Below are 12,492 nucleotides of genomic sequence, written 5' to 3'. Positions count from 1 at the left end.
TTTGGTCGTTTAACAAGAAGGTCAAGAAACAACAGAACACAACAACCTACCACTTAGTTGGTACAAAGATCTCATTGCGTCATGGATTGAATTAAAATTGACAATTTTTAACGTCATCCATCCTCATAATCGACACCAAACTCCGTTAGTTCTCTTAAAAAGCCATGAAACCAACACCAACCTTGATTATTTTATTTCTGTTAAACCTGACAGGATGCACGCACAATCAGTCAAAAATACTGAATGTGAACACTTCATCAGTCAATACCTACCCACAGTCGATGTCCAACTTACAACTGTGCGATACTTTATATTACGGGCGCTCAAGTAACCAAACACTCGCCGCAATTGGCAGCGAGTTTAATCGAAGAGGGTTGTCAAAAAATTGGTGCGATACCGAAACCAACAAACTGTATTTCACAAAGACAGTAGATTGGTTTGCGGGGCAAATAGAACACAAAGAAGATTCAGAGGAAGAAGCTTCTGCTGTTGTGCTGCCAGCTAATTAGGACAAATAAAACCAGTTGCATATTAGAAGGCGATTCAACGAAGTTACACACTGTACTTATACCAACTCATCTGCATATTTGAGCCTTATTACAAATTTACCCACATTTATATTGATAAATATTAACAAGTAGTTAACTATCGATATCCATTACTACTATAAGGAAATGAAAATGAAATGGATATTAGTTGCATTCGTCAGTGTTTTCTCTGTGTTCACATACGCAAAAGATTGGAAACAGATTCGTTTTACTGTTGAAGGGGCTTACCCACCATTTAGTTGGACAACACAAGATGGTCAGCTTGAAGGGTTCGAGGTCGATTTAGCCAACGCGTTGTGTATTGAGTTGGGTGTCAAATGTATTATCTCAAAAACAGATTGGGACGGTATTATCCCGTCACTCTTAAGTCGTAAGAATGATGCGATAATCGCAGCAATGACAATCACCGAAGAACGTGAAAAGAAAGTTAACTTCACCATCCCATATGCCAAAGTACCTACTCGCTTTGTGATGAAAAAAGGCAGAGAGATCAACATGGATGATGACAGCCTGAATAACCTGACTATTGGGGTTCAGCGGGCAACGATTGGTGATAAATATCTTTCTGAGATATACCCAGATGTAGACATTAAACGTTATGGATCATTCGATGAAGCCTTTACTGATTTACTGAACGGTCGCCTTGATACTGTGTTTGGTGGCTCAATGGGACTCAACACAGGCTTCCTTGAAACGGAACAAGGCAAGGACTACCATTTTACCGGCCCTAAATTTACAGAAGAGAAGTGGTTTGGTCGAGGTATTGGCGTCGCTGTTAGAAAACAAGATAACGAATTGAAAGATCTTATCGATAGCGGGCTACAAAGGCTGATTGACAATGGTCAGCACCAAAAAATTGCGAGCAAATACTTTTCGTACAGCATTTACGAATAGACTAGAGTAAAAAGTGAACTTCACTACTTACAAGTATTGTTCACTTTTTTAAAGCTACAGATAGCAAAAAGCCGCTCATTAAGAGCGGCTTTTTTTATGGGTGGAAGCCCCAGCCACATCCCGGCACACACGTCGCCTGCTGCGGCTGCTCCCTTCCAGGCCTGACCGAGTTCACAAGTTAGTGTTGCGGGAGGACCAGAGCCTCCATAGATTCTTTTTCTAAGAGGCTTGCCTCAAAGAGTGATTGGATTATTAAGCATCGCAGCAACCATTGCAAGCTCTTCGACCCTATTTTTGAACAATTGCGGTCTAAGTGCTTATCCTTTATTCAAACCACTAGAAAATCGTAGGTAAATTCACCATTTACCTACGTTCGAAGGATTTGAGCATCTTTAAGGCTAGATATCGATGTCTTCGTTATCTTCGGTACGAATGATGTAATCAGTCATCCATGCTGTGCCTAGCAAGCACAACCAAACCACAAATACCGGATTTGGAACTTCAATGCTTGGCGTGATCACCAGAGCAGCAAAGCCTACCGTAGGCAGTGTCCAACATAATAGCTTGTTCCAACGGAAGGTCTTCAAGCGTGTCAGCGTTTCCATCGACGCCATGATGCCCGTTACACACAAAGCAACCAAAGCGGCATATGGCAAGTCGGCTATCCATAATGGCAATATCAAACCCAATGACCACCAGCTGTGTCGGCTGGCTGGCTTAAGGTGATTTGCCGCCCACCAAATAACGATGATTGACAATGTTTGTAGTGTGGTAACCCATGGAACACCATCAAGCTTACCTGCCGATTGCGTAACCATGATTCCCACCTGTAAAGTGGTAACGATCAGTCCGGAAATAATGACAACGGATAAACTGCTGCGTTTTGAAAAGACAACCATCAGCAATGGGAACAAAACCCATGCACTGACCGATAGCGTGATAGGCTGTAAAGGAAGCGTTAAACCATAAGTGGTCATAGAAACAAGCAAAGCTAATCCTGCAATGCCGCCCTGCGGTAATATCCACAATGCAGGAATGACCATTGCAAGCACTGGAATGTCACCTTCACTTAAACTGATTGCTCTCGCACAAACAACCGCTAATAATGTGGTGATCAAGAACTGAAATGTTGAAAATACCATAGCCCTCTCCTTCTACCGATCCGTGGTATTAATGAACTAGGAACTTTTAGTATGGACCAATTTTTAGCCCAAATCTTTGCTGTGATTCACCAAATTCCATATGGAAAAGTAACAACTTATGGAGATATAGCACGTTTTGCAGGTTTTCCGGGCTATGCACGCCATGTAGGTAAAGCGTTAGGTAACTTACCAGAAGGAAGTAAACTACCTTGGTATAGGGTGATTAACAGTAAAGGTGAGATCTCTTTGAAAGGGGATTCATTGGATCGCCAAAAGAAGCATCTGGTCGAAGAAGGGATTGAAGTGAGTGATGCAGGAAAGATCAAACTCAGAATATACAAATGGCAGCCCTAGGGGTGCCATCCATTTCTAATTAACGAACACCAACCAAGCGCAGGTCTGCTTGTTGCGTGTTTTCTACATCAGTAATCACAGACTTAACTGTATCTGTCGTGAAGCGTAACTTACCGTCTACATGAATCGTTGCACGCATGTTGTAACGGTGGTTAGCTTGAATTTTGTTGTTGTCGTAGCTCAATTCGAATGCGAAAGGGACTTGTTTACCATCAGCAGTGAACTCTTGAGTCGCAATCACGATTGATGATGCGTCAGCAAGTGAGATATCTTCTAGCGTTACGGTAATCACGGCATTCTCTGGTAATGCAATTCTTTCGCGATAGCTTACTGTGCCTGAAATCACTTGAGTATTCTCTGCAACGGCTTCTTGAGAAGCGCTCGTTTCTGATGTTGCTTGGCAACCAACAAGTAGGCCAAACGATAATAAAGACGTAATAAAAATTAGAGCCTTTTTCATATTCAATTTCTCTCAACATGTTTGTCGGAATCGACAAATCTACGGCCTAATTATAAGAGAGCTTTCATATTCTGTCTCGAAACCCTATGATTTATTGACAGATATTTGACTAAGCTAAATCATTAGCACACTAATCTGACACCCATTTTACGAAGAGGAATACTGACGATGAGTCAACCTTTACAAGAATTACTCAGTTTACTTCAGCTTGAAAAGCTGGAAGAAGGTTTATTCCGAGGGCAAAGTGAAAACCTAGGTCTTCCGCAGGTTTATGGCGGTCAAGTATTGGGACAAGCGCTTTCTGCTGCTCGCTATACTGTTCAAGATGACCGAAGTGTTCACTCGTTCCATAGTTACTTTCTGTACCCAGGTGATCCCGAAAAGCCCATTATTTATGATGTTGAAAACTTAAGAGATGGACGCAGCTTTAGCACACGCCGTGTTAAAGCGATTCAAAATGGCCGCCCTATTTTCTATCTCACGGCTTCTTATCATGGCGATGCTCCAGGCTTCGAGCACCAAAATCCTATGCCTGATATTCCAGGTCCGGAGAACTTTGCATCAGAAACTGAACTGGCAAGTCACATTGCTGAATTCTTACCTGAGAAACTGCGTAAGACTTTCTGTGGAGAAAAACCGATTGAGATGCGCCCTGTCACGGTTGTTAACCCGCTAAACCCTAAAAAGGCCGAAGCGAAGCAATATCTGTGGGTAAGAGCAAATGGCGCGTTGCCAGATAATCAGCTTATTCACCAATATTTGTTGGCCTACGCATCCGATTGGGGCTTCTTAGTGACAGCGCTTCATCCTCATGAAGTGTCCATTATGACGCCAAACTTTCAGGTCGCTACGATTGACCACTCTATTTGGTTCCATCGCCCGTTTAAGATGGATGAATGGCTACTTTATGCGATTGAAAGCCCGACCGCGGCTAATACTCGCGGCCTAGTACGTGGTGAAATTTACAACCAAAAAGGTGAATTAGTCGCGACTGCAGTACAAGAAGGTGTGATGCGCTTTACTAAATAGCGATCAAGCGCTGTTTTAAAAGCCCCAAATAAGTACGAGCAAACAAAAAGAGGCTAGGTTTATAATACCTAGCCTCTTTCTTTAATGACGCTTAAGAAAACTCGTCACATAAAAATCAATAAAACTCTATTCAACCTCAAGCATCGGCTCGAGTTCACTTTGTACGCGCGTTTTAATGCCATCTCCCGCGTCTCGCAGTAAATTAAATGGTGATAGCACCACTCCTTTCACCGCTCCTTCTGCTGCGCCCTGAGCTAATTCTCTACTCTTATCTGCCAACAAATTCGCTTGTACCAAAATATCCGGTACTTCCGCTCTTAGCATTTCAGATTCAGTAATAATCACTGGAATGGTTTGCTCTCGATAAGATTTACTCTCAGCAAGCATTGGTGGCATCACATCGACACGATATCGCTTTAATTCCGTCAATGTTGGAGGAATCACATCGGTTCTAACTTGTTCGACTTCTGTTCGAACACTCTTAACTTCATCTAGAATGGCGGGGATTTTTCTATCGACCGATGAAACTGTGTTATTGACTTGAGCGATGGTTTTTCTAACATCTTCAACCGTCTCTAATACTTGAGGAGCAAGTTCATCAACATGCTCAGCAAATGCCAACCACTCTTCAACTTTGAGTTCCTTGGTCAGTACCGATAAGTCTTCGATCACCTGCGGGTAAGTATCAACGATTTCACCGACTTTATTGGTAAATGAGTAGATGGTGTAACCCAAATAAAAAATGGCGACCGCCAATACCAGCTGGATAGCAGTAGATACTTTTGCAAACATGAATAGTCCTTTTCTTTATCGCAGAGGCGACATCTAAACTGAGACGATGGTGAGTGTTTTATCAGACACTGCTTAAAGCGGCAATGCTGTCGTGTACTTCAATGGTTCCATCGCAAAAGTCGATGTCACGTTAGAGATACCATCAATGCTATTCACTAAGCGTTTGTAGAAATCATCAAAGCACTTCATGTCTTTCACTTGAACCTTCATCATATAATCATACTCGCCCGCCATACGGTAGAACTCCATCACCTCTGGAAATTCAGACACGGTGTTTACAAAACGACCGTACCACTCATGAGAGTGATCGCTGGTTTTAATCAACACGAACGCGGTAAAGGAAAGGTCGAGTTTTTCAGGATTCAACAACGCGACTTTTTTCTCAATAATGCCGTTCTCTTCAAGTCGCTTAAGCCTTTTCCAACAAGGCGTGGTCGTCAAGTTGACCGCTTCAGATATGTCATTCAACGACAGCGTGCTGTCCTCTTGTAACAGCCTTAATATCTTTTTATCTACGGCATCTATCACAATTTCACCAAACCACTTTTAAAGAGAATAATTTTCTACAATTTAAGCAAAACAAAGGAAATATGGCAAAGTTTTTCTCCTTAGATATCGCTAGATTATAACCATACCAATTACAAATAATTCCTACTTAGTATCAAGAGAATGCCTATGTGTACTGACCATCAATGGATTAACAACGCGATTCGTAAAATTGAAGCAGATTACCAACGCTCAGCGGATACGCACCTGATCAAGCTCGATTTACCTAGCGTAGAAGGCATTGATATTTATCTTAAAGATGAAAGTACACACCCTACTGGCTCTTTGAAGCATCGTTTAGCGCGTTCTCTGTTCTTATACGCTATCTGTAACGGTTGGGTTGGCCCAGAAACAACGATCATTGAATCTTCATCGGGCAGTACGGCGGTGTCTGAAGCGTACTTTGCTCGCCTACTTGGTCTTCCGTTTATTGCGGTAATGCCAAAATGCACAGCGAAGAAGAAGATTGAGCAGATTGAATTCTACGGCGGCCAAGCGCACCTTGTTGATCGCTCAGATGAGATTTACGATGAGTCTCGCCGTTTAGCAGAAGAGTTGAATGGTCACTACATGGACCAATTTACTTACGCTGAGCGCGCAACCGACTGGCGTGGTAACAACAACATCGCGAACTCGATTTTCAATCAAATGCAGATGGAAGATCACCCAGTTCCAGCATGGGTAGTAATGAGCCCCGGTACTGGCGGTACTTCAGCGACTATTGGCCGTTTCATTCGCTACCAACAGCATGAAACTAAGCTTTGTGTTGTCGACCCAGAGAACTCAGTATTCCTCGAATACTTCCAAACAGGCAATGCGAACGTGAAAGGCAATACATTCAGCAAGATTGAAGGTATTGGTCGCCCACGTGCAGAACCAAGCTTCATTCCTGGTGTGGTTGACGAAATGCGTAAAATCCCAGACGCAGCAAGCATCGCAACGACACATTGGTTGTCTGATATTCTTGGCCGCAAAGTTGGCGCATCAACCGGTACTAACATGTACGGTGTGCTTCAGCTAGCCAGTGAGATGAAAGCGCGTGGAGAGAAAGGTTCTATCGTGACTTTGCTATGTGACAGCGGTGAACGTTACCTAGACACTTACTTCAATGACGAGTGGGTAAATCTGAATATCGGTGACCTACAACCTTACGCGGCGAAGCTAGAAGCTTTCTCGCAAACGGGTGAGCTGGCTTAAGATCGAAACTAGCATTCATAGCTAAGACTAGGGCGTGCTGACCTTTCGTGGTTAAATTTTGTTCGGATGGGGACGCCTAGTCAAAAGCGTTTTAATCGCGGCGAGGGGGAAGTCGCCTAGTCATTCTAAGCAAATCTCCCTCAACAAAGAGTAAAACGCTTTTTGCGGGGACGCCCAGCTCGAACCCTCCGGGCAGCGTTTGCTGGTCATTTCTACTGCGTTATCGGCTTCTCATGTAGGCTAGCTACACATCAAAGCCTCTGCCTTGTATAAATACCCTGCAACTCGCTGCAAAAATCAGCTCGAAAGATCAACACGCCCTAAATACAAAACAAAAAAGAGCCCATGATGGGCTCTTTTTGCTATAGATAGTTTGCAGTCAGTGTCGCTTATTCCTATGTCTTTACTGCTAATGCGACAAATTATTCTGGCTTCTGCTTTGCTTCAAACGCCGCTAGTTGCTCAGGTGTCGCTTTTGGCTGATGGTTTTGTTTCCACTCATCGTAAGTCATGCCATAAACGCGCTCACGAGCGTCATCGATATCCAAATCTAGGCCTTGTTGCTCAGCTTCGGCTTTGTACCATTTACTGAAACAGTTGCGGCAGAAGCCCGCCAAGATCATTAGGTCGATGTTTTGCACATCTTTATTGCTATCTAAATGTGCTAACAGGCGACGAAAGGTTGCTGCGTCTAGTTTATCTTGTTCTTCTTGAGAAAGATCTTTGTATTTAAATTCAGCCACTTTACTTTCCTTTAGTATTTGTTTTCTTGTATTCATTCGTTGAGCTGTAGTTGTTATACAAAAAAAGCCTGCCATTCGCTAGGAGCAAACGCAGGCTTTTCTATATTGTTACACTATTCCATGTTCATTGGCCGTGCGTGTTCATTAACCGTGACTGCTTCTTCCCACGTTGTCATGGCTCAGCTCTTTATTTAGAACCGCTTCCACATGACCAGGTGAACGTGTTGTGCCTGAAATCAATCGGTACATCGCAGGGATGACGAACAGAGTAACCAACGTCGCGAAGCCCATACCGAAGAAGATAACTGTACCCACTGCCACTCGGCTTTCATAGCCTGCGCCTGTTGAGGTAATCAATGGAACTGCACCGGCTAGCGTCGTAAACGCCGTCATTAAGATTGGACGCAAACGTCGTGCTGAAGCATCAATGATCGCCTTTTCAAACTCAATGCCACGGTCACGAAGTTGGTTAGCAAACTCTACGATCAGAATACCGTTTTTAGTTACCATACCGATCAACATGATCATACCTATTTGGCTGTACACGTTAAGACCTTGGTTCATCAGTACGAGGCCTAAGAAGCCACCGAAGATACCCATAGGAACCGTGAACATCACCACTAACGGGTTGATGAAGCTTTCAAACTGCGCAGCCAATACCAAGTACGCGACTAGCATCGCTAACGCAAACACCACTAAAATACTCGATTGGTTCTCTTTGAAGTCTTTTGACTCTCCAGAGTAGCTCACAGAAATATCACCCGGTAGTTGCTCAATCGCTTGTTCATCAAGGAAGTCGAGTGCGTCACCCAACGTATAACCTTCCATTAAGTTCGCTTTAATGGTCACCGATTTCTGCTTGTTGTAGTGCGACAAACGAATCGATGAAGCGACTTCTTCAATATGCGTCAGCGTATCTAGTGTCACTAACTCACCAGATTGAGTACGCATATAGATTTGACTTAAGTCGTTAGCGTTATTGAAGCTATTTTCATCACCACGAAGGTAAACATCGTATTCTTCGCCACGGTCCACAAACGTGGTTTCGCTGCGCCCACCAAGCATGATTTCTAGCGTGTCTGAGATATCTGATACGCTGACACCCAACTCGGCTGCTCGTTGCTTATCTACGGTTACCAACAACTCTGGTGTTTTCTCCGAGTAATCGATGTCCGCACCTTCCATCATTGGTGAATCTTCAGCCGCTTGCTTTAACAGTTCGCCCCATTTCTGAAGCTCAGAGTAATCAGAGCCACCCAGTACAAACTGCACAGGCTCACTTGAACCACCTTTGAAGCCCGGCATGAACGGGAATACACGCACATCAGGAATACCATTCAACGATTTACGGACTTCGCTCAACGCTTCCTGAGCCGTCTCTTCACGTTCATCCCAATCTTCTAAGATCATGATAACGAAGCCCGTTTGGTCGCCCGCATTACCACCAAACGCTGGTGATTGAATGCTGAATGACTTCAAGAAGCCCTGACCAAGCAACGGCATTAGACGCTCTTCAACGATGTCCATATTGGCAGACATACGATTATAGCTGGTTGCATCAGCGCCACGAACAAACGCAAAGATAACACCACGGTCTTCTTGTGGAGTCAGTTGCGACGGCACTTGTTGCATCAAACCATAACTACCGCCCATACACGCGATAATGATGATTGGAGCAGCCCAACGCCAGTTTAAAGCACGGCGCAATACTGAGCGGTATCCAGATTCAAGTTTGCCAAATACGCGCTCGACAAACAGGTTAAAGCGGTTTGGTTTAACGTTCGCTTGTAGGATTTTACTGCCTAACACTGGCGTTAACGTTAATGCGACTAGCGACGAGAAGATCACCGACATAGCGAGCAATACAGAGAACTCGGTAAACAAGAGACCAACCATGCCGTCCATGAACGAGATTGGTAGGAATACCATTACCAATACAAGCGTTGTTGCGATTACCGCAAAGCCTACTTCACGAGTACCTTTATACGCAGCAAGCAGTGGCGATTCACCACGTTCAATATGGTGGAAAATGTTCTCAACCACCACGATCGCATCATCGACCACCAAACCAATCGACAGGATAAGTGCCATCAGGGTAATCAGGTTGATAGAGAAACCGAAGTAGTACGCGGCAATAAACGACGAGATCAGAGATACCGGCACGGTTACCGCGGGAATAAGTGTTGCACGTGCTTGACCAATAAAGATGTAAAGCACAAGGATAACTAAGCCACCCGTAATAAAGAGTGTGCTGTAAACCTCTGATATCGAACGGTCGATGAAGACTGTTGAGTCATAATCGACAGCCAAACGAGTACCATCTGGCAAGAACTTTTGAATTGCTTCGACTTCTTTATGGACTAAGTCAGCAACCTCAAGTGGGTTCGCATCTGACTGAGGCACGATACCCATACTTACGTTAACAACGCCGTCACTTTTAAAGGTCGAGTTCTCGTTTTCTGCGCCAATGTACACATCCGCTACGTCTTTCAAATAGATAGGTGTATTATCAGAGGCACGTTTAACGACTAGGTATTCGAAATCTTCCGCTTCAGTGTAAGAACGAGCGGTACGCACCGACATTACAATCGCATCGTTACGTACTTCACCACCTGGGCTTTCAATGTTCTCACTGTTAAGAGCAGAAGTGATGTCCGAGGTAGTAACGCCACGACCCGCCATCTGCGCAGGTTTCAGCTTCACGTACATTACTTTGTACAAGCCACCCGAGATATCCACCGAACTCACACCAGAGATCAAACTAAAGCGGTCAATCAACACACGTTCTGTGTAGTCAGTTAACTGCGTTCGGTCCATCTCGGTTGAACTTAGGTTGATATAAACCGATGCTTCGCCACTACCGTTGTTCTTATAAACAATCGGGTCGTCGGCTTCATCAGGCAATGATCGCTGAGCACGAGCGACCGCATCACGCACATCACTCACACCCGTATTGAGGTCGTAACCAAGCTCAAAAGTAATCGTGATACGCGACATGCCGTTACGCGTTGTAGATTCGATCTCATCGATACCACTAATACCGGATAACTGATCTTCAAGATTGGAAGTTATTTGGCTTTCAATGATGGTGGCAGACGCACCCTCATAACGTGTACTGATCGACACCACTGGACTTTCAATATCTGGCATCTCACGAACGGCAAGCTTGTTAAATGAGACAATACCAAACACAACCAGAAGCAGGCTCAATACGATAGCCGCTACTGGTCTCTTTACAGAAACATCAGATAACAACATTAGTTAGCGCCTTCTTGTGTTGCTGCATTTTCATCAAGATTAGCTGTATCGGCCTCAAGTTTAGCGGGGCGATTAACGGCTAGCTCTTGAACCAAAACACCGTCGCGCATGTTCACGATACCTTGCACCACGATCTTCTGACCAATCTCGATACCTTTCTCAATCACGACTTCGTTATCGATACGTGCACCTAGGAACACTTCTGTTCGAGTTGCCTTGTTATCTTCATCAATTACGTAAACAAAACGTTTAGTGCCCGAATACTCCAATGCTTGAACTGGAATAATCGGCGCTTCTACTGGTGGAAAATCCATATCAGCCGCCACTAACATGCCTGGCTTCAGATAATCATTGTTGTTATCGAAATGGATTCGAACTCGTAAGTTCAAGGTTTCAGCGTTGATACGAGAATCAATACCGACCACAGTACCTGTAAATTGAGTATCGCCCCACGCACTGGTGCGAGCCGTTACTTTCATGCCTTTAGATAGCTTAGAAAGATAACGCTCAGGAATTTGAAGGTCTAACTGCATCACAGACAAGTCATCTAATGTCACCAGTTCAGTGCCTGCAGTGACCATTTTTCCGCGGCTAAAGTCGATGAAACCAACGGTGCCAGAGAAAGGTGCGCTAATGTGAAGATCTTTTAGGTTTGCATTTGCGGCAGCCAGTCGAGCATTAGCAATTTCTACATTGGTTTTCTGAGCGTCGATTTCGGTTTGTGTGATCGCGTTACGTTTCACTAGGCGTTCAAATTCCGCTAGCTTACGTTTTTCATCTTTTAGATATGCTTGCGCTTCTGAAACCGCAGCTTTAGCTTTGTCGTCATCTAACTGAACCAACATTTGCCCTTTGGTGACATCTTGATTAGCTTTGAAATTAATAGAATCAACTCTGCCAGCCACTTCAGAAGTAATAATCACAGATTGTTCGGCTTCTAACTTACCGACCAACGAGAGAGATTGGCTAACTTGGTGAATATCAACCTGTTCAGTAACAACAGTAACAGTACTTGGGCCCATGCGTTTTGCGAGTGCGGCTGGAGACGCCATAAGAATAGACAAGCTAAGCAGGGTTAAAACAGATTTATGCTTCATAATAATGGTCTGCAAGTAAGATTTAAGATCTATAAATGAAATTAACGATATTCTATCAACTGATGAATGCTGTAACGTCAAGAAGTGTAAATCTAGGTCAAATTCCATTTACGTTTCGTCGCAAATTACACAAACCAAACACAATACAGAAAGCCAGTTACCTCAAGGTGTTACCTATCACTACGCAAACCTTAATAGAGATGTTCACTTCACGAGCAATATGCGTACTTTTCGCCATCTTTGCCCAAAAAGGCAGCATTTAACACAAAACCATAAGAAAAACTCTTTACAGGTTTAACGTGTTTGCTATGATGCGCTCCGCACTTGAGAGATGCGTTGGGAAAAACATCTCTTTAGCCTATCCATTACGAGTTAGGAAAAAACACCCTGGAGGGGTTCCCGAGTGGCCAAAGGGAGCAGACTGTAAATCTG

General features: G+C 44.0%; 12 protein-coding genes and 1 other RNA gene. 5 read left to right on the top strand and 8 right to left on the bottom strand.

Annotation, left to right across the window (positions count from 1 at the left end):
- The first annotated feature begins 164 nt into the window (after positions 1-164).
- Together ACFI6G_RS20745 and ACFI6G_RS20740 are read left to right on the top strand one after the other, a co-directional pair.
- Complete coding sequence (locus tag ACFI6G_RS20745) at positions 165-509, top strand: hypothetical protein (RefSeq protein ID WP_010439646.1); 345 nt, start codon at positions 165-167, stop codon at positions 507-509.
- Between the two features lie 171 nt (positions 510-680).
- Complete coding sequence (locus tag ACFI6G_RS20740; RefSeq protein WP_010439644.1) at positions 681-1,442, top strand: transporter substrate-binding domain-containing protein; 762 nt, start codon at positions 681-683, stop codon at positions 1,440-1,442.
- 104 nt (positions 1,443-1,546) lie between these two features.
- On the opposite strand, the gene ffs is transcribed toward ACFI6G_RS20740, so the two are convergent.
- Both ffs and ACFI6G_RS20730 read right to left on the bottom strand, forming a co-directional pair.
- Positions 1,547-1,643, bottom strand: an RNA gene (ffs, locus tag ACFI6G_RS20735) — signal recognition particle sRNA small type.
- Positions 1,644-1,840: 197 nt separating this feature from the next.
- Positions 1,841-2,584 (bottom strand): VP0952 family biofilm-associated protein, encoded by a 744-nt coding sequence (locus ACFI6G_RS20730; protein WP_016768484.1) that lies wholly within the window; start codon positions 2,582-2,584, stop codon positions 1,841-1,843.
- Positions 2,585-2,635: 51 nt separating this feature from the next.
- Between ACFI6G_RS20730 and ACFI6G_RS20725 the strand changes: the two genes are divergently transcribed.
- Complete coding sequence (locus ACFI6G_RS20725) at positions 2,636-2,938, top strand: DNA base-flipping protein (protein ID WP_010439592.1); 303 nt, start codon at positions 2,636-2,638, stop codon at positions 2,936-2,938.
- A gap of 19 nt (positions 2,939-2,957) precedes the next feature.
- Here the strand turns inward: ACFI6G_RS20725 and ACFI6G_RS20720 are convergent, their stop codons facing one another.
- Positions 2,958-3,398 (bottom strand): YbaY family lipoprotein, encoded by a 441-nt coding sequence (locus ACFI6G_RS20720; RefSeq protein WP_016768483.1) that lies wholly within the window; start codon positions 3,396-3,398, stop codon positions 2,958-2,960.
- 168 nt (positions 3,399-3,566) lie between these two features.
- On the opposite strand from ACFI6G_RS20720, the gene tesB reads away from it, so the two are divergent.
- Positions 3,567-4,427, top strand: coding sequence for an acyl-CoA thioesterase II (gene tesB / locus ACFI6G_RS20715; RefSeq protein WP_010439587.1), 861 nt, complete (start codon positions 3,567-3,569; stop codon positions 4,425-4,427).
- A 126-nt stretch (positions 4,428-4,553) separates the two neighbouring features.
- On the opposite strand, the gene ACFI6G_RS20710 is transcribed toward tesB, so the two are convergent.
- Positions 4,554-5,219 (bottom strand): hypothetical protein, encoded by a 666-nt coding sequence (locus ACFI6G_RS20710; RefSeq protein WP_010439584.1) that lies wholly within the window; start codon positions 5,217-5,219, stop codon positions 4,554-4,556.
- A 72-nt stretch (positions 5,220-5,291) separates the two neighbouring features.
- Positions 5,292-5,747 (bottom strand): Lrp/AsnC family transcriptional regulator, encoded by a 456-nt coding sequence (locus tag ACFI6G_RS20705; RefSeq protein WP_010439581.1) that lies wholly within the window; start codon positions 5,745-5,747, stop codon positions 5,292-5,294.
- 147 nt (positions 5,748-5,894) lie between these two features.
- Between ACFI6G_RS20705 and ACFI6G_RS20700 the strand changes: the two genes are divergently transcribed.
- Positions 5,895-6,962, top strand: coding sequence for a PLP-dependent cysteine synthase family protein (locus ACFI6G_RS20700; protein ID WP_010439578.1), 1,068 nt, complete (start codon positions 5,895-5,897; stop codon positions 6,960-6,962).
- 422 nt (positions 6,963-7,384) lie between these two features.
- On the opposite strand, the gene ACFI6G_RS20695 is transcribed toward ACFI6G_RS20700, so the two are convergent.
- The 3 genes from ACFI6G_RS20695 to ACFI6G_RS20685 form a co-directional block, all read right to left on the bottom strand.
- Positions 7,385-7,705, bottom strand: coding sequence for a DUF1244 domain-containing protein (locus ACFI6G_RS20695; RefSeq protein ID WP_010439576.1), 321 nt, complete (start codon positions 7,703-7,705; stop codon positions 7,385-7,387).
- 144 nt (positions 7,706-7,849) lie between these two features.
- Positions 7,850-10,963 carry a vibriobactin export RND transporter permease subunit VexH gene (gene vexH, locus ACFI6G_RS20690; protein ID WP_010439574.1) on the bottom strand — a complete coding sequence of 1,038 codons (3,114 nt, stop codon included), beginning with the start codon at positions 10,961-10,963 and terminating at the stop codon, positions 7,850-7,852.
- Positions 10,963-12,060: an efflux RND transporter periplasmic adaptor subunit gene (locus ACFI6G_RS20685; protein WP_022570816.1), complete on the bottom strand. Its 1,098-nt coding sequence runs from the start codon at positions 12,058-12,060 to the stop codon at positions 10,963-10,965. Before ACFI6G_RS20685 ends, vexH begins: the two co-directional genes overlap by 1 nt.
- Between the last annotated feature and the right edge of the window lie 432 nt (positions 12,061-12,492).

The sequence above is a fragment of the Vibrio sp. PSi01 genome, from assembly GCF_054960695.1.
Note: the sequence above shows the minus strand (reverse complement) of the source record. Positions and strands in the feature narration are given on the sequence as shown.